The 17,187-nt window shown below is 71.1% G+C and carries 15 protein-coding genes; 13 read left to right on the top strand and 2 right to left on the bottom strand.

Annotated elements, in window-relative coordinates:
• The first annotated feature begins 330 nt into the window (after positions 1–330).
• The 5 genes from AB0D53_RS18995 (at position 331) to AB0D53_RS18975 (ending at position 5,501) form a co-directional block, all read left to right on the top strand.
• Positions 331–903 (top strand): GNAT family N-acetyltransferase, encoded by a 573-nt coding sequence (locus AB0D53_RS18995; protein ID WP_362447623.1) that lies wholly within the window; start codon positions 331–333, stop codon positions 901–903.
• Positions 904–1,252: 349 nt separating this feature from the next.
• The gene (locus AB0D53_RS18990) at positions 1,253–2,266 is read left to right on the top strand and encodes a DUF5937 family protein (RefSeq protein WP_362447620.1); all 1,014 of its coding nucleotides are present in this window, start codon (positions 1,253–1,255) and stop codon (positions 2,264–2,266) included.
• A 519-nt stretch (positions 2,267–2,785) separates the two neighbouring features.
• On the top strand, positions 2,786–3,124 hold the full coding sequence (locus tag AB0D53_RS18985; protein ID WP_362447617.1) for a chorismate mutase family protein: 339 nt from the start codon (positions 2,786–2,788) through the stop codon (positions 3,122–3,124).
• Entirely contained in the window at positions 3,121–5,187 is a 2,067-nt protein-coding gene (pabB, locus tag AB0D53_RS18980) for an aminodeoxychorismate synthase component I (protein WP_362447614.1), read from the top strand. Before AB0D53_RS18985 ends, pabB begins: the two co-directional genes overlap by 4 nt.
• A complete protein-coding gene (locus AB0D53_RS18975) occupies positions 5,184–5,501 on the top strand; it encodes a hypothetical protein (RefSeq protein WP_362447610.1) in 318 nt (105 codons plus the stop codon). Before pabB ends, AB0D53_RS18975 begins: the two co-directional genes overlap by 4 nt.
• 132 nt (positions 5,502–5,633) lie before the next feature.
• Here AB0D53_RS18975 and AB0D53_RS18970 read toward each other — a convergent pair whose 3' ends face one another.
• A complete protein-coding gene (locus AB0D53_RS18970; RefSeq protein ID WP_362447607.1) occupies positions 5,634–6,056 on the bottom strand; it encodes a thioesterase family protein in 423 nt (140 codons plus the stop codon).
• 239 nt (positions 6,057–6,295) lie between these two features.
• Here AB0D53_RS18970 and AB0D53_RS18965 point away from each other — a divergent pair, with 239 nt between their 5' ends.
• The 8 genes from AB0D53_RS18965 to AB0D53_RS18930 all read left to right on the top strand — a co-directional run bounded on the left by AB0D53_RS18965 (position 6,296) and on the right by AB0D53_RS18930 (position 16,717).
• A complete protein-coding gene (locus tag AB0D53_RS18965) occupies positions 6,296–7,879 on the top strand; it encodes an amino acid adenylation domain-containing protein (RefSeq protein WP_362447604.1) in 1,584 nt (527 codons plus the stop codon).
• On the top strand, positions 7,876–8,097 hold the full coding sequence (locus tag AB0D53_RS18960; RefSeq protein WP_362447601.1) for a phosphopantetheine-binding protein: 222 nt from the start codon (positions 7,876–7,878) through the stop codon (positions 8,095–8,097). The genes AB0D53_RS18965 and AB0D53_RS18960 overlap by 4 nt, the downstream gene beginning before the upstream one ends.
• Positions 8,094–9,419 carry an FAD-dependent oxidoreductase gene (locus AB0D53_RS18955; protein WP_362447598.1) on the top strand — a complete coding sequence of 442 codons (1,326 nt, stop codon included), beginning with the start codon at positions 8,094–8,096 and terminating at the stop codon, positions 9,417–9,419. Before AB0D53_RS18960 ends, AB0D53_RS18955 begins: the two co-directional genes overlap by 4 nt.
• A gap of 130 nt (positions 9,420–9,549) precedes the next feature.
• A complete protein-coding gene (locus AB0D53_RS18950; RefSeq protein WP_362447595.1) occupies positions 9,550–11,274 on the top strand; it encodes a class I adenylate-forming enzyme family protein in 1,725 nt (574 codons plus the stop codon).
• Positions 11,271–13,244, top strand: coding sequence for an FAD/NAD(P)-binding protein (locus AB0D53_RS18945; protein WP_362447591.1), 1,974 nt, complete (start codon positions 11,271–11,273; stop codon positions 13,242–13,244). The genes AB0D53_RS18950 and AB0D53_RS18945 overlap by 4 nt, the downstream gene beginning before the upstream one ends.
• 2 nt (positions 13,245–13,246) lie before the next feature.
• Positions 13,247–14,680: a lyase family protein gene (locus tag AB0D53_RS18940; protein WP_362447588.1), complete on the top strand. Its 1,434-nt coding sequence runs from the start codon at positions 13,247–13,249 to the stop codon at positions 14,678–14,680.
• Between the two features lie 7 nt (positions 14,681–14,687).
• Positions 14,688–16,085 carry a lysine 2,3-aminomutase gene (locus AB0D53_RS18935; RefSeq protein WP_362447585.1) on the top strand — a complete coding sequence of 466 codons (1,398 nt, stop codon included), beginning with the start codon at positions 14,688–14,690 and terminating at the stop codon, positions 16,083–16,085.
• Positions 16,086–16,087: 2 nt separating this feature from the next.
• Positions 16,088–16,717: a TIGR03086 family metal-binding protein gene (locus tag AB0D53_RS18930; protein ID WP_362447582.1), complete on the top strand. Its 630-nt coding sequence runs from the start codon at positions 16,088–16,090 to the stop codon at positions 16,715–16,717.
• 5 nt (positions 16,718–16,722) lie between these two features.
• Here the strand turns inward: AB0D53_RS18930 and paaI are convergent, their stop codons facing one another.
• Positions 16,723–17,187, bottom strand: coding sequence for a hydroxyphenylacetyl-CoA thioesterase PaaI (gene paaI / locus AB0D53_RS18925; RefSeq protein ID WP_329819447.1), 465 nt, complete (start codon positions 17,185–17,187; stop codon positions 16,723–16,725).

The following is a 17,187-nucleotide window of genomic DNA, read 5'->3' as shown; positions in this document are numbered from 1 at the left end:
CGCGGTCACCCGTTCTTTCACCGCGCGCACGCCGCCTGCCACCGGGGCGTGAAGTGCGGTGGGTGAGCACATCGTTGTGCGACCGGACCGCGGCCCGGGTACTGCCGCGCCGCGTATTCGTCTGTTCCGAGCCGCTCGAGGGTGATCGGTGAGAAGTGGGCGGTGGGGTGCTGTGAGCCCCCACATGCGCCCAGGACTGGCACATCGTCCATGTCGCCGCATCACACAGCGTTCCCCCGCTTGCAGATGCCCCTGGTCAGGTAGCGCAGTGGAGTCTAAGTTGCTGATGATGGGACGTCAATCATGGATTTCCGAGGAAGCCGGATGGGTATGAGTACGACTGTTTTCTCACAGCCGTTGACAACGGATCGGCTGGTTCTCCGTCTGTTCGCGGAGAATGACCTGGACGATATGCACGCATATCAAGGACTGCCCGAGGTGGCGAGGTATCTCTACCGGCCGCCGCGTGATCGCGCGCGCTGCGCGGAGGTCATCGAACGCATCGGGCAGGGCACCAACTGGAAGGAGGACGGAGACAGCCTCACGCTGGCGGTCTGCCGTCGTGACACTCCCGGGGTGATCGGCGAGGTGATGGTCTCGCTGTCCGGCGCGCACGCCGCGCAGGCCGAGATCGGGTGGGTCTTCCACCCGGACCACGGGGGCCGGGGCTATGCCACCGAGGCCGCGCTCGCCCTGCGTGACCTGGCCTTTCAGCAGCTATCCGTGCACCGGCTGTTCGCCCGTATCGATGCGGACAACGGGGCTTCCGTACGGATCTGCGAGCGGCTTTCGATGCGCCGGGAGGCGCACTTGATCGAGAACGACCGCGACGACCGGGGCTGGGGCAGCGAGTACGTCTACGCGATCCTCGCCCGGGAGGCCGAACTCGCCGGGACCGACTAGGCCGAGGGCGGCCGGACCTCTCGGCACCCCGTCCCGAGGCCGCGATTTTCGGACAGATTCAAGGCCGATTTCTTCCGTGTCGGGCATCGGACTCAGTGTGTCCGGAATACCGCTTCATTTGTTCCGGTTCGGACCGGCGTGAATCCAGGTCGGGACTTGCTGAGGCCGTCCGCTTTCGCCGGAACGGGCGTAGGCGGACGGCCTCTTCCATTCCGGATGGGCCATGCTCCGTTGCGGCCGCGTTGGTTCAGGTGTCCGGTTTTGGTTTCATGCGCGCATCTTCTCGGGCCTACCGTTCACCAGCACCCTTAACCAAGGGCGCCGGACCGATGGGTGGGACGGGGAAACGTTGATCAGCTACAGCGCGACCGCCGACGATGTCGCGAAGGTGCGGTTCTCGATGTCTCCGCTGGGGGAGACCGTCTACAGCTTCCGGACACTGGCCTGTCCCTCGCGCAGAAGCCAGCACCAGCCCTGGGTGGACGACATCCTCGGCAGACTGAAGGGGGTCGACCTGCGCCTTCTGCGGGCCGTGATCCCGGCGACCGGCTATGTGCCGGACTTCCTCACCCCGGCGCCGGCCGGGTCACCGGCGGACGTGGAGAGCGAACTGGAGGCGGTCCGCGCCACCGAACCCGCCCACTTCGTCGACGAGGTGGCCTGGATGCTGGGGGACACCGGAACACCGTCCGGCTGGCGCCGGGAGGCGGCGTCACTTCACCGCAAGATGCTGGACGAGCCCGAGAAGGCCATCGAACAGATCACGCAACTTCTGCGGATCTACTGGAAACTGGCCCTTGAACCGTACTGGCAGAGGCTGTATGGCGGGCTCGTCTCCGACGTGCGTTCCCGGATGCGGCTGATGGAGAACGCGGGGGCGGCCTCCGTCTTCTCCGCCCTGAACGAGCGGATCGGGTGGCGCGACGACCGCCTCACGGTCCGCAGCGCCTACCAGTTCGAGGAGACTCTCGGCGGCCAGGGCATCGTCCTGGTGCCGAGTGTCTTCTGCGGCCCGGAAGTGCTCACCATGCTGCCGCCGCTCCAGTCGATGATCGTGTACCCGAGACCCGGGGCCGCGAACATCTGGCACCACGACGGGCAGGACCGCCACAGCTCGCTCGCGGCGCTCCTCGGCGGTGTCCGGGCCTCCGTGCTGGAGGCGCTCCTCATGCCGGCCTCCACCGGCGAGCTGGCCGCTCAGGTCGAAGTCACACCCGGAGCCATCAGCCAGCACGTCTCGGTCCTGCGGGGCTGTGATCTGGTGACGAGCCATCGGTCCGGGCAGCGGGTCATCCACTCGCTCACGGAGACCGGGGAGGCCCTCGTCCGGGGCGCCGTGAGCACGGGAGCCCGCAGCCTGTGAGCCGCCGCGGGCCCTGCGCCGACCCCCGTGCACACAGATCCTTTTAGCCACAGCTAAAAGGTTTGGTGGCCTCTCCGGCGTGTGTTTTGCTCTAGTCGCCACGTCGGCAGGCCGCAGGAAAGAGCGCCGTGCGATCTGTCGCCACGAGTTCCCGCACATCCCTGGCACCCAGTCGGAGGGAGCATCCCGCCACCGCGACCTCGTCCGAAGGCAACCACACGCGGAGCGCCGCTGCCGCAGGCAACGGCAAGCTCGGCCTGTCACCGACCTCACCCCGATCCGGCCGTACTGGGCCGTGCGCATCACCGCACGGGGTGGGTCCCATTCGAAGAACGCGCCCTGGTCGGCACCCTGTCCGCAGCCCCGCTCGCCCATCCATCACTCATCGCTGACGTCCTGCGCGACCTACGCGGCCGGTCGCTTCCTGGCCGATGCACCGAGCTGTCCGAACGGCTCGGAGGATCACCGTGCCCAGGGGGAACCGCCCCGTTGCACCACGACATTCAGAAAGGCAGTGGCATGACGACGACCTCGAACGCTGAAGTCGCTCTGGAGAGTCTGCGCGCCGAACTAGACCTCGTCGACGCGACGTTGCTCGACACCCTGAAGAGCCGGATCGACCTGTGCGTACGCATCGCGGAGCACAAGCGGGAGCACGGGGTCCCGATGATGCAGCCGCACCGGATCGGTGTCGTGCAGGAGCGGGCCGCCCGCTACGGAGCCGAGCACGGAATCGACGGGACGTTCCTGCGGCGGCTGTACGACCTGATCATCGAGGAGACCTGCCGGGTCGAGGATCTGGTGATCGACGCGCCCGACACCGACGGGGGCCGGCCGGTCCGGGGCACGGCGTCATGAGCCGTTCCGTACGCACGCTCCTGGTCGACAACTACGACTCGTTCACCTACAACCTCTACCAGCTCCTCGGCGAAGTGAACGGACAGCCGCCCGTCGTCGTCCGCAACGACATCGACTGGTCCGCACTGCATCTGGGCGACTACGACAACATCGTGGTCTCGCCCGGACCCGGGCGCCCCGACCGGGAGCGCGACTTCGGCGTCGGCAGCCGCGCGATCCGCGACTCCGGGCTGCCCGTCCTCGGTGTCTGCCTCGGCCATCAGGGCATGGCCGCCCTGTTCGGGGGCACCGTCGATCACGCCCCCGAGCCGATGCACGGCCGGCTGTCCCGGATCCGGCACAACGGCGAGGATCTGTTCGCCGGGCTGCCCTCACCGTTCTCCGTGGTCCGGTACCACTCCCTGACCGTCACCGGACTCTCCGACGAACTGGAGGGCGTCGCCTGGACCGAGGACGGCATCCTCATGGGGCTCCGCCACCGCACCCGCCCCCTCTGGGGAGTCCAGTTCCATCCCGAGTCCATAGCGAGCGAGTACGGCCGCGAACTGCTCGCCAACTTCCGGGACCTGACTCTGAAGCGCGCGGAGACCGGGACGCCGGCCGTGCCCCCGTACCGGTTGCACGTACGCGAACTGGAGCAGCTGCCCGACACGGAGGCCGTGTACACCGAGCTGTTCGCCGGCCGTCCGCACAGCTTCTGGCTCGACAGCGGCTCCCACGCCGACGGGAACTCCCGCTTCTCCTTCCTCGGCGACGGCAGCGGACCGCTCGCCGAGTACGTCACCTACCGGGTCAGGACCCGCACGGTGAGCGTCGAACGGGCCGGGCGCCCCGACGAGCACGTGGCCGGCGACTTCTTCGACTACCTCGACGGTGAGCTGCGGCGGCGCGCGCTGCCGGCCGACACCGGACTGCCGTTCTCCTTCAACCTCGGATACGTCGGCTATCTCGGCTACGAGCTCAAGGCCGAGGCCGGGGCGAGCGCCGCGCACACCGCGCCCACCCCCGACGCGGCGCTGCTCTTCGCCGACCGCGCCGTCGTCGTCGACCACACCGGGCGCCGCACGTACGTGATGTGCCTCGGCGAAGGGCCCGAGGACCCGGAGGCGGCCAAATGGCTCGACACCACGGCCTCCCGGCTCGCCCTGCTCCCCGCCGGAACCGGCCAGGTGCGCCCACCGCTCACCGAGGCGCCGGCGCAGACCGGCGCCTCGCTCGTGCAGCGCCACGACGAGCAGGGGTACCTGGCGCGGATCGGGCAGTGCCTGGACAAGATCCGTGACGGGGAGTCGTACGAGATCTGCCTGACCAACATGGTCTCCACACCCGCCGTCATCGACCCGCTGGCCACCTACCGCCGGATGCGCGACATCAGCCCCGTCCCCTACGGCGCACTGCTCGACTTCCCCGGCGTGGCCGTGCTCAGCGCCTCCCCGGAACGGTTCCTGGCCATCGGTACGGACCGGGTCGCGGAGTCGAAGCCGATCAAGGGCACCCGGCCGCGCGGCGTCACCCCGGAAGAGGACCGGGCACTCCGCGAGGACCTGCGGGCCAGCGAGAAGGACCGCGCCGAGAACCTGATGATCGTGGACCTGCTCCGCAACGACCTCAACACCGTGTGCGAGGTCGGATCGGTGCACGTTCCCAAGCTCTTCGACGTCGAGACGTACCCGCCGGTGCACCAGCTGGTGAGCACCGTCCGGGGCACACTGCGCGTGGGCGTCTCCGCGGTGGACTGCGTCCGCGCCTCGTTCCCCGGCGGCTCGATGACCGGTGCGCCCAAGCTGCGCACCATGGAGATCATCGACCGGCTCGAAGGGGGAGCGCGCGGGGTGTACTCCGGTGCCCTGGGCTGGTTCTCGCTGAGCGGCGCCGCGGACCTCAGCATCGTCATCCGCACGATCGTCGCCACCGGCCGGGGCACGTCGTTCGGCGTCGGCGGAGCGGTGATCGCGCTGTCCGATCCGGCCGCGGAGTTCGAGGAGACCCTGGTCAAGTCGCGGACGATGGTCGCGGCCCTCGCCGCGGGCGGGCTCTTACGGGGCGAGGCGGTGGACACGTGAGCGCCGCGCTGGGAGTACCGGCAGACCTCACCGAGGCCATGGCGGAACCGGAGGTCCGCGCTCTGCTCGCCGACCTGGACGGGAAGATCATCTCGATGGTGCTGCGCAGGGTGGAACTCGCCCGGTACGACCAGTCGTTGCGGCGGCTGTCGGGCATGCCCGTCTCGGAGCTCGCCTGGGAGAACGGAGTGCTGGAGCGGTACGGCGACGAGCTCGGCCGCAAGGGCGTCGACATCGGACGGGCGGTGCTCGCGCTGTCCAGGCTCCAAGCGGAGCACCAGCCGGCACGGCAGGGGCCGCCGGAGCCGCAGTGAGAACGGCCGGGGGCCCGGGCCTGTCCGGCCCTGATCCGCGGACAGGCCCGGGCCGGGCATCCGGAAGTGCACTCGGGACGGAGCTCCCGCGGATACCCCCTGATGCCTTGCCGGGAGAATCTCAGGCGAAAATCAGAGACCCATGATTTCCGGGTGATCGGCCAGCTTGGCAAAATGTTCGGCCGGGTTGGATATCATTTTCCTCTTGTCCAGGTCGATGAGTCCTGCGACACTCGAAAGATCGCAGGCTAGGACACCGTCGGCCCGACGGATTTCCTGTTCGACGCGGAATGTTTTTCCTTCGCCCCAGATCCACTTGCAGGTGACGTCGACTTCGTCTCCGCCGCGCAGTTCGCGATGGAAACGCATGGTGTTCTCCAGGACTGCGGGGCCTATTCGCGTGGAGATCAGTTTGGAATGCGAGATTCCGGCGGCGCGCAGGCTCTCCCAGCGTAGATGCTCACAATATTGCAGGTAGACGGCCTGGTTCAGGTGCCCCTGGGTGTCGAGTTCGTAACCCCGTACGGCGATTCGCAAGTGGAATGGATCCGTCATGTGCAGTCGACCTCCTTTGTGGATTAGCTAAATTATTACCGCATGTAACCAAGGTGGACAACCCCGTTCCGGATTCTCCATTTCCGTGTGACGTGGGCCACGTTGCCCGTCCTCCTTGACCCGTCGAGTGGTTATGGTGATAGCTTCATGAGTATGCCTTGCTCGGTGATCGACTTAAAAAAGATTCACTCGCGGCTCGATATCCTTCTCGGCGTCCCGTCGAATGAAGGGCAATTCTGATGGCGGGTATTGTTCCCGCTCTTCTGGAAGTGGCCCGTAGGTATCCCGGCAATTGTGCCGTCGAATACGGCGGGCACGGACTGAGTTATGCGGAGCTGGTGCGCGGGGTCCGTGCGACGGCCCGGGAACTGGGGCCCGCCCCCGGACCCGTGGGGGTCCTGACGGACCGCTCCCCGGCCACCGTCGTCGCCCTCCTGGGCGTTCTGGCCGCGGGCGGGACCTACTGCCCGGTGGACCCGGCCTTCCCGGTCGCGCGGCAGCGGGCACTCCTCGAAGCCGCCGGCTGCGCCAAGGTGCTCGTCACCCGGCCGGGCACCCCTGTCCCGGAGGGATGGGAGCCCGTCGAACTGCCCGGTCTCCGCGCCCTGCCGGACGATCCCCACTCCTTACCGGACGAGGAGCACCCCGTCCCGTCCGCTCCGGAGGCGGCGGACGCGGAAGCGCCCGCGTACACGCTCTTCACCTCCGGATCCACCGGCCGGCCCAAGCCCGTCCTCACCCCGAGGCAGGCCATTGCCGCCTCGGTCGCCTCGCTCCGCGAGCTCTTCGCGCTCACCCCGGCGGACCGGGTCCTGCAGTTCGCCTCGCTGAACTGGGACACCTGCCTGGAGGAGATACTCCCCGCGCTCACCACGGGCGCCACCCTCGTCTTCCACGACGAGGCGTACACCGGCTCGATACCCCGGCTGCTCCGGGCCGTCGACGCGGCCGGTGTCACCCTGCTCGACCTGCCGACCGCCTTCTGGCACGAACTCGTCCGCCACCTCGCGGAAAGCGACGAGCAACTGCCCGCCGGGGTACGGACGGTGGTCATCGGCGGCGAGGCGGCCGGTCCGGCCCGGCTCGCGCAGTGGCGTGCCCTGGCCACCGACCGGGTCCGGCTGATCAACACCTACGGCTGCACCGAGACCACCCTGATCACGCACGCGGTGGACCTGCACGGCCCCGAGGCCCCCGGCCCCGGTGCCTGGTGGGGTGAGCGGGGCGTCCCCATCGGCAAGCCGCTGCCGCACGTCACCGAAGCCATCGGCCCGGACGGTGAACTCAGCGTCGCGGGACCCGCGTTGGCGACGGGCTACCGGAATCTCCCGGAGGCCACCGCCGAACGCTTCGTGACCCTCCAAGGCCCGGGCGGCCCCGTCCGCTGGTTCCGCACCGGCGACCGGGTCTCCCGGCGGCCCGACGGCCACCTGGTCCACGAGGGCCGCCTCGACGCCGAGATCAAGGTACGGGGCATCCGCGTCGACCCCGGCGAGATCGAGACCCATCTCACCGCCCACCCGGAAGTCGGCACCGCCGCCGTCGTGGGCACCAGGACGGCGGATCGCACGACGGTGACCGCGTACGTGGTGCCGCAGCGCGCCGACGCCGACGCCGCCGCCCTCGTCCGCGAGGTGCTGCGCGATCTGCGCGCGACCGTGCCCGGTCATCTCGTCCCGCACCGGGTGACCGTCGTCCCCGAACTCGTCCACACCGCCGGCGGAAAGATCGACCGGCTCGGCACCCATCGGCTGCACACGCCCGCCGCGGCCTCCGCACGCACGGAACACCACAACAGCCCTACAGAACAGGACAATCGATGAGTCGCGACGACATGGTCGACATCTTCCGAAGGGTTCTGGAGACCGACAGCGTCTCGGTGGACTCCGACTTCTTCGCATCCGGAGGCGACTCGCTCCTGGGCACCCGGGTGCTGAGCGCCGTCGCGCGGGCGGAGGGCGTGGAGCTGAGCTTCGAGGACCTCATCGAGGCGCCCACACCGGCCGAGCTCGCCGACCGCGTCGCGAGCGTGACCCGATGAGCGTCGTCGTCGTGGGCGCCGGGATCGCCGGCCTCACCGCGGCCGCCGATCTCGCCGGACGCGGAGTGGACGTCCAGGTCCTGGAGGCCCGCGACCGGGTCGGCGGCAGGACGCACGGCATCGAGATCGCACCCGGCGAATGGGCCGACGCCGGTGCCGCCTACCTCGGGGAGCGGCACACCGAACTGCTGGAGCTGATGGCCCGCCACGACCTCAAGACCGAACCCACGGTCATGGAGGGCGACAGCCGCTTCGACGTCCGGGCCGCCGCCGCGGCGGAGAGCGTCCAGGGGCGCTTCCCTCCGCTGAGCGGTGTGGCGCTGGGCGAGTTGTTCGACCTGCTGGACGAAGTCACCCGGTCCGTACGCGTCGATGCGCCCTGGCTCGGCCCGGACGCCGCGCACCTCGACTCGCTGACGGCCGCGGAGTGGGCGGACGCCAACCTCCGTCACCCCGACAGCCGGCTGTTCTTCCCGCTCTTCCTGGGGGAGATGATGGCCGCGGCCCCGGCCGACGTGTCCGTCCTGCACATGGCCTTCTACCTGCGTTCCGGAGGCGGGCTGCGCTACCTCAACGCCTTCGCCGGGGGCGCCCAGGAGTGGCGGATCGAGGGCGGCGCCCACCGGCTGAGCGAGGCTCTCGCCGACGGGCTCGGCGACCGGGTGCGGCTCTCCGAGCCGGTCACCGCGGTGGAGCAGGACGACACCGGTGTGACCGTGCGTTCCGCGAGCGGTGCCACCCGCGCCGACGCGGTGATCATCGCACTGCCCCCGGTCCTCGCCGACCGGATCGACTTCACGCCCGGACTGCCCGCCCCGCGGTCGGGGGAACGGACCGGACCCGGCTGCGCGGTCAAGGTCCACCTCGTCCACCCGTCCCCGCTCTGGCGTCGGCAGGGGCTGTCCGGCTGGTCGGTGAGCGCGGACGGGCCGTTGCTGTCCACCGTCGACGACTCGCCCGCCGACGGCTCCGCAGGCGTGCTGACCGGATTCGTCACCGGCGAGGAGGCCCGCCGGTTCGCCGCGCTGCCCGCCGGCGAACAGCGGGCCGCCGCGATCGCCCAGGCCGGCCGGCTGTTCCCCGGCCTGCCCGAGCCGATCGGCTTCCACGTGACCGACTGGGTCAACGACCCCTACAGCCGCGGCTGTTACGCCGCCCTGTTCGGCCCCGGTGACTGGCTCGCGCTCGGTCCCGGACTGACCCGCCCGCACGGTCGCGTCCACTGGGCCGGTACCGAGACCAGCACCGAGTTCTTCGGCCTCATGGAAGGCGCCATCCGATCGGGCCGACGGGCCGCCGCCGAGGCGGTCACCGGCTCGTAGGAGCCGTTCGCCGACAGGGCCCGTCCGGTCGTGATCCGCCGGACAGGCCCTGGGGCAGTCCGGCCGGACCAGGCCCGGCAGCCACCGGCCCGCACGCCACGAGACCACCCGACGTTCCCTGGAGACCACCGTGACCATCAGCCCCGTCGCCCCACTCGCCGTACGGCAGCAGTTCATGACCGACCCCACTCTGGGCGCCGGCAACTTCCTGCAGAAAGCGCTGGAGGCGAACCCGAACAGCACCGTCCCGTACGCCTTCACCCACACCACCGACCACCGTGGCCAGGTCGTTCTGCGCGGGCACAGCCTGCGCGACCTCGCCGCCCTGCGTGACCGGTACGCCCACTGGTACCGGGCCAACGGGGTGGAGCGGGGCGAGCCGGTCGCCGTCTACGTCGGTGAGGGCCTCGAACCGCTGCTGCACTTCCTGGCGCTCACCGCCCTGGGTGCGGTGCCGGCGCTTATCAACAACGCCATGCCGGAGCGCACCGCACTGCGCTACATCGACCACGTCGGCGCGGTGGGTCTGGTCGCCGACGACCCGACCCGGCTCGTCGCCGCGTACCGCGCCGACCCCAACCGCCGCCGGCCGCGCTTCATCGTCCCGGCCGCCGAGATCAAGGCGTACGACCCGCTCGACGACCCGGGGGCCGCGCTGCCCGACGGCTACCCGCACCAGCACGCCGCCGACGAGGTCGTCGCGCTCATCCACTCCTCCGGCACCACCGGCACCCCGAAGTCGACGATGCTCGCGCACCACCAGTTCTGGGCCGGCAAGGAGCCCCGGATGGAGCGGTTTCCCGCCTCGTCCGACGACCGGCTGATGTCCCTGATGCCGCACACGCACGCCGGCGGGCTCAGCTACTTCCTCACCGCCACCCTGCTCGGGCTGCCCACCGTCGTCATGAGCGACTGGCGGCGCGCCGCGGTGGAGCCGGTCATGGAGGCCTTCCAGCCGACCATGGTCGCGTCCTTCCCGCGCACGTTCGTCGAGCTGGCCACCGGTGCGCCGCCCACCCGTGGCGCGGCGAAGGTGCACAGCTGGTTCAACACCGGTGACGGCGCCCACTACGGCCACATACGCCGCCTGGTGCAGCTGGGCGAGCGGCCCGCCGGGCTCATCAAGCCGTGGCTGCTGCCCCGCGACCACGAGGCCGAAGCGGCCCTGCCCGGCTCGCAGTTCATCGACGGCCTCGGTTCCTCCGAGATGGGCATGGCCCTGTTCGGGCAGGTGACCACCCCCGAGACCGAGCGCAACGACCGCTGTGTCGGCAAGCCCACCGAGGCGGTCACGGCCGCGGCCGTCCTCGGCACCGACGGCAGGGAAGTGCCCGTCGGCACCGTCGGGCTGCTGGCCGTCAAGACTCCCTCGCGCACTCCGGGCTACTGGAACGACCCCGAGCTGACCCGCAGTTTCGAGCTCGACGGCTACTGGCTGACGGGCGACGTGGCCCGCACGGACGAGGAAGGGAACTTCTACCACCTCGACCGCACCGTGGACGTCATCGACACCGAGGACGGTCCGGTCTACAGCCTGCCCGCGGAGGAGGTGCTGCTCGCCGACTGCGGGGACCTCGTGCAGGACTGCGCCGTCGTCGGCGTGCCGTCCGCGAACGGCACCCTGCAGGTCCCCATCGCCGTCGTGAGGATGCAGCCGGGTGCCGTCGAGCCCTCCGCGGACGAGCTGCGCGAGCGCGCCAACAAGGAGCTGGCCGCCGCCGGCCTCACGCCGCTGGCCGCCGTGATCGTCGCCGGTGACCCGGACGGCTTCCCGACCGGCGTCACCGGCAAGGTCCTCAAGCGGGAGCTGCGCACCCGGTGGGCCACCTTCTTCACCGGCGGCGTACAGGGATGACCACCCGCGTGCGGCAGCACAACACCCTCACGGTGTGCGTGGTGGGCGGCGGCCCCCGAGGGCTGTCCGTGGTCGAGCGGCTCTGTGCCAACGCCGCCGCGTCGCGGCAGCGCCTGACCGTGCACCTCGTCGACCCCCATCTGCATCTCGGCGGGCGTGTCTGGCGGGCCGACCAGCCGTCCGTGCTGCTCATGAACACCGTCGCCTCGCAGGTCACCCTGTTCACCGACGAGAGCGTGACCTGCGAGGGGCCGATCTCCGACGGACCGAGCCTGTACGAGTGGGCGCGGCTCCTGGAGAGCCTCGAACAGGAAGTCCCCTGTCCACCGCACGTGTACGAGGAGTGCCGGCGTCTCGGCCCGGACTCGTATCCGACGCGGGCGCTGTTCGGGCGCTACCTCGGCTGGGTCCTCGACCGGGTGGTACGGACGGCCCCCGACCACATCGCCGTCGAGTCGCACGGCGCGACCGCACGGGAGGTGCTCGACGAGGACGACACCACCCAGACCGTCCGTCTGGACGACGGCACCCGGCTGACCGGCCTCGACGCGGTCGTGCTGGCCGTGGGCCATGTGGACATGCCGCGCAGCGCCGAGGAGCGGGCGCTCGCCGCCTTCGCCGCCGAGCACGGCCTCGTCCACCTGCCCACGGGCAATCCGGCCGATGCCGATCTCGACCGCATCGCGCCGGGGCAGCGGGTCGCCCTGCGGGGCATGGGGCTCAATTTCTTCGACTACATGAGTCTGCTCACCGCGGGCCGCGGCGGCTCGTTCGTGCGCGACAGCACGGGCGGCGCGCTGCGGTACCGGCCCAGCGGCATGGAACCCGTGCTGCTGGCCGGCTCCCGGCGCGGCGTCCCGTTCCATTCGCGCGGCGAGAACCAGAAGGGGGCCACCGGAAGGCACCATCCGCTGTTCCTGACCCCGGACGCGATCGGCCGCCTGCGTGCCCGGCGGGCGGCGGGCGAACCCGTCGGCTTCGTCCGGGACATCTGGCCGCTGGTCGACCGGGAGGTCCGGGCGGTCTACTACCACACCCTGATCTCGGAAAGCCTCGGCCGGTACGACGGTGACGTCTTCCTAGAGGAGTTCTGCCGGGACGGCGGGAGCGGGGAGACCGAGGAACGGCTGCTGAGCCGGTACGCGGTCGACGGCGCCCGGCGCTGGGACTGGGACCGGATCGCCAGGCCGTACGGCCGCCGGACGTTCGCCGGCACGGAGGACTACGACACGTGGCTCGTCGGCCATCTGCGTCAGGACGTCGCGGAGGCCCGGCGCGGAAACGTGCGCGGCCCGCTCAAGGCCGCCCTCGACGTGATGCGGGACCTGCGCAACGAGATCCGCCAGGTCGTCGACCACTCCGGCATCACCGGCGACTCGTACCGGGACGATCTGCGTTCCTGGTACACACCGCTGAACGGGTTCGTCTCCATCGGCCCGCCGCCGAGCCGCATCGAGGAGATGGTGGCGCTCATGGAGGCCGGGGTGCTGCGGGTGGCCGGGCCGGGGATGACGGTCCACCCGTCGGCCGGGCGCAAGGCGTTCCTGGTGCGGTCCGCCGCGATCCCGGACGCCGAGGACGAGGCGACCGTCCTGATCGAGGCACGGCTGCCCGAGGTCGATGTGCGCACCACGGACGATCCGCTGCTGCGGCAGCTGATGAGCACCGGCGCCGCGAGCGCGTACACGATCCCGAACCCGAGCGGAAAGGGCCTGGCCACCGGCGGCCTCGCGGTCACCGGCAGGCCCTACCGGGTGCTGGACGCGAGGGGCGAGGCCCATCCGCACCGGTTCGCCTTCGGGATTCCCACCGAGTCGGTGCACTGGGCGACCGCTGCGGGCATCAGGCCCGGGTCCGACTCGGTGATCCTCGGCGACGCGGACGCCATCGCCCGCGCCGCTCTGGCCTCCGGGACCCGGTCCGGCGCGATCGGGGCGACGGCCCCCGGCACGACGGCGGAAGGAGAGTGACCTTGGAGACGACCCGCCCGGACGAGGAGACGGCTGGCGCGGTCGACGCGGGGCTGCTGAGCCCGGTGTGGGCCGCGGGCGGCGACCCGCTCGGCGACCGGGCGTGGGTCGCGGCCATGCTGGAGGCGGAGCTGGCACTCGCCCGCGCCCAGGCGCGGCTCGGCGTCGTGCCCGCCTCGGCCCTCGGACCCATCGAGGAGACGATCCGCTCACGGCCCGTCGAGGTGGTCCGGCTCGCCCGGCTGGCCCGGGGGTCCGCCAACCCGGTGGTGGAGCTGGTCCGCGTACTGACGCAGGCGGTGCGCCGGGTCGATCCGGTGGCGGCCGAGTACGTGCACCGGGGCGGCACCAGCCAGGACATCCTCGACTCCGCCGCGATGCTGCTCGCCGCCCGCGCGCTGGACCGGGTCGACGCGGACCTCGTCCGGGTCGCGGACGCGCTCGCCCGGCTCGCCGCCGAGCACGCCGGCACACCGATGGCGGGCCGGACCCTCACCCAGCACGCCGTGCCGATCACCCTCGGGCTCAAGGCGGCGGGCTGGCTCACCCTGGTGCTGGACGCCGGTGACCGGGTCCGCCGGGTCCGGGAATCGCTGCCCGCCCAACTGGGCGGCGCGGCGGGCACCCTGGCCGCCTACCTGGAGTACGCGCGCCTGGCCGGCCTCGACCCCGCCGGGCACGCCGCCGGACTCTCCGCCGCGTTCGCCGCCGAGCTCGGCCTGCGCGATCCCGAAGCGCCCTGGCACACGGTCCGCACCCCGGTCGCCGACCTCGGATGGGCCGTCGTCGCGGTCACCGGCGGCCTCGGCAAGTTCGCGACGGACGTCCTGGGCATGGCCCGTACCGAGGTCGCCGAGGCGGCCGAACCCGGACCCGAGGGAACCGGGGCGTCCTCCGCCATGCCCCAGAAACGCAACCCCGTGCTCGCCACGCTGCTCGTGTCCGCGGCCCGTCAGGCTCCCGCCCAGGCCCTCGTGCTGGGGCAGAGCCTGCTCGCGGAGGACGAACGCTCCGCAGGGGGGTGGCAGTCGGAGTGGCAGCCGCTGCGCGAGGCACTGCGCCTCGCCGAAGGGGCCGCGCGCACCGCGGCCGAACTCGCCGAGGGCATCGTGGTGTTCCCCGGCCAACTGCTGGACAACCTGCGTCTCACCGGAGGCGCGGTCGTCTCCGAGAGACTGAACGCCGTCCTTGCGCCCGTGCTGGGCAAGGCCGCCGCCAAGAGCCTGCTCGCCGAAGCGGCGCGCAGGGCCACCCGGCCGGGCCACACCTTCGAGGACGCTCTCGCGGCGTCCCCGGAGCTCGTCGGCGCGGCGCACAAGTTCACCGACGGCCCCGGGCTGTCGGACCTGCTCGACCCGGCCAACTATCTGGGTGCCTCGCAGGAGCTGGTGGAGCGCGTGCTGCACCGGCACCGCACCCGGCTGTCGATCAGCTAGGAATCTGATGAATACCTTGACGTCAGCGGGCCCGCACAGCCTGCCCGCGCAGCAGCCCTACGAGTACGAGCGCCTGATCCCCGTGGAACCCGACTGGCGCCGCCTGCCCGGCTGGCGGGACGTGACGCCCGCGCAGTGGCGCGACGCGCAGTGGCAGCGCGCCCACTGCGTGAAGAACGCCAAACAGCTGGCAGCGGTGGTGGGTCCGTTACTGGAGGACCGGTTCTACGAGGACCTGGAAGCCGACCACGAGCAGTTCGCCACCATGTCGATGCTGCTGACCCCCCAGATGCTGAACACCATGGTGCCCGACGCCCCCGCCGACGCGGCCGGCTTCACGGACGCCTTCCTCGCCGACCCGATCCGCCGCTACATGCTGCCCGTCGCCTCCGACCGGGAGAAGGAGTGGCCGAGCCACCCCTACGCCGAACGCGACTCGCTGCACGAGACGGAGATGTGGGTGGTCGAAGGACTCACCCACCGCTATCCGACCAAGGTCCTGGCGGAGCTCGTGTCGACCTGCCCCCAGTACTGCGGGCACTGCACACGGATGGACCTGGTGGGCGGCTCCACCCCGCAGGTGGAGAAGCAGCGGCTGACCCTCAGGCCCGCCGACCGCCAGGACCAGATGATCGACTACCTCAAGCGGAACCCGGGCGTACGCGATGTCGTGGTGTCCGGTGGCGACGTCGCCAACGTGCCCTGGCCGCGCCTGGAGTCGTTCCTGATGCGGCTGCTCGACCTGGAGAGTGTCCGGGACATCCGGCTGGCCACCAAGGCCCTCGCCGGACTGCCTCAGCACTGGCTCCAGGGGGCGGTGCTCGAAGGCCTGGAGCGGGTCGCGCGGACCGCCGCGCGACGGTCCGTCAACCTCGCCGTGCACACACACGTCAACCACGTCCAGTCGGTGACGCCGCTGGTGGCCGAGACGGCACGGGCCGTGCTCGACACGGGCGTCCGGGACATCCGCAACCAGGGCGTCCTGATGCGCGGGGTCAACACCACCCCGAAGGCGCTGCTGGACCTGTGCATGGTCCTCCAGGGCGAGGCGAACATCCTGCCCTACTACTTCTACATGTGCGACATGATCCCGAACGCCGAGCACTGGCGCGTCGCGGTCTGGGAGGCCCAGGAGCTCCAGCACGCCGTCATGGGCTACCTGCCCGGGTACGCGACGCCGCGGATCGTCTGCGACGTGCCCTACGTCGGCAAGCGCTGGGTGCACCAACTCGTCGAGTACGACCGGGAACTCGGCGTCTCGCAGTGGACGAAGAACTACCGCACGGGTATAGAACTGGACGATCTGGACGCGCTCACGCGTCGTTATCCGTTCTACGACCCCATCACCACGCTGCCCGAGTCGGGCCGACGCCGGTGGCGGGAGAACACAGTGGAGAAGGGCTGACCATGACCGACACGGACACGATCACGGACACGTCGCAGGGCGGGATCCAGGAACTCGACCGCCGGGCCGTGCTGCGCAGCGCGGAGATCGTCGCGCAGGCCCGCGAGGACCAGTGGGACGACCCCACCCCGTGCGGCACCTGGTCCCTGCGGCGCCTCCTCGCCCATATGACCGCGCAGCACCTCGGCTTCGCCGCGGCCGCCGAGGGCGGACCGGTCGACGAGGCGGTCTGGCAGGAGACGCCGCTCGACGACCCCCGCCGCGCGTACGCCGACTCCGTCGACCGGGTCCTCGACGCGTTCGCGGCCGACGGCATGCTGGACCGTACGGTCGTCCTGCCATGGATCCACCCGACGATGAAGTTCGCCGCCCCGCGCGCGGTCGGCTTCCACCTCGTGGACTACGTGGTGCACGGCTGGGACGTCGCGGCCTCGCTGGGCGTCCCGGCGGCGTACGACGAGGACCTCGTCCTCGCCGCCGCCGAGGTCGCCCGCAAGGAGGTGCCCGACGGGCCTTCGCGGGAACGCCCCGGTGCCTCGTTCCGCCCGGCGGTCGGGCTCACCGGCCCGGCGAGCGCGCAGGACCGCCTGCTCGCGTCGCTGGGCCGCGACCCGCGGTGGTCGCCCAGGTGACGGACTCACTCACCGCTCTCGGGGGCCGGCCGCACCGGCCGGCCCCCGAGGGTGTGGCTCTGGCCCCGGAACTCGGCGATCGGCACCCCGTCCGAACGGCGCACGGTCACGTCGTACACACCGCTGCGTCCGAACCGGCTGCGCTCCACGGCCTCCGCGACCAGGTCGTCGCCCACCTCGGCCGGGCGGAGGAAGGTGACCTGCGCCCCCTGGGCCACGGTCGCCGGGCCGTGCGTGTTGCAGGCGAAGGCGAAGGCCGCGTCGGCCAGCAGGAAGAGGAAGCCGCCGTGCCCCGTGCCGTGGCCGTTCACCATGGTCTCCGCGACCCGCATGCCCACGGTCGCCCGCCCCGGCCCGGCGTCCCGCAGGTCGATGCCGAGCAGTTCGCAGGTGCGGTCCTTGGCGTACAGCTCCTCGGCGCGGCGGCGGGCCGCGGTCTCCAGGTCCTGCTCCCCGATGGTCCCCGTCAT

Source organism: Streptomyces sp. NPDC048295, assembly GCF_040652135.1.
Taxonomy (GTDB): domain Bacteria; phylum Actinomycetota; class Actinomycetes; order Streptomycetales; family Streptomycetaceae; genus Streptomyces.
This window is presented reverse-complemented; position numbering and strand designations above follow the sequence as displayed.

Coding starts and splice junctions, on each gene's coding strand:
- AB0D53_RS18995 (WP_362447623.1), top strand. CDS start 331: ATGAGTACGACTGTTTTCTCACAGCCGTTGACAACGGATCGGCTGGTT.
- AB0D53_RS18985 (WP_362447617.1), top strand. CDS start 2,786: ATGACGACGACCTCGAACGCTGAAGTCGCTCTGGAGAGTCTGCGCGCC.
- pabB (WP_362447614.1), top strand. CDS start 3,121: ATGAGCCGTTCCGTACGCACGCTCCTGGTCGACAACTACGACTCGTTC.
- AB0D53_RS18970 (WP_362447607.1), bottom strand. CDS start 6,056: ATGACGGATCCATTCCACTTGCGAATCGCCGTACGGGGTTACGAACTC.
- AB0D53_RS18965 (WP_362447604.1), top strand. CDS start 6,296: ATGGCGGGTATTGTTCCCGCTCTTCTGGAAGTGGCCCGTAGGTATCCC.
- AB0D53_RS18960 (WP_362447601.1), top strand. CDS start 7,876: ATGAGTCGCGACGACATGGTCGACATCTTCCGAAGGGTTCTGGAGACC.
- AB0D53_RS18955 (WP_362447598.1), top strand. CDS start 8,094: ATGAGCGTCGTCGTCGTGGGCGCCGGGATCGCCGGCCTCACCGCGGCC.
- AB0D53_RS18945 (WP_362447591.1), top strand. CDS start 11,271: ATGACCACCCGCGTGCGGCAGCACAACACCCTCACGGTGTGCGTGGTG.
- AB0D53_RS18935 (WP_362447585.1), top strand. CDS start 14,688: ATGAATACCTTGACGTCAGCGGGCCCGCACAGCCTGCCCGCGCAGCAG.
- AB0D53_RS18930 (WP_362447582.1), top strand. CDS start 16,088: ATGACCGACACGGACACGATCACGGACACGTCGCAGGGCGGGATCCAG.
- paaI (WP_329819447.1), bottom strand. CDS start 17,187: ATGACGGGGACCATCGGGGAGCAGGACCTGGAGACCGCGGCCCGCCGC.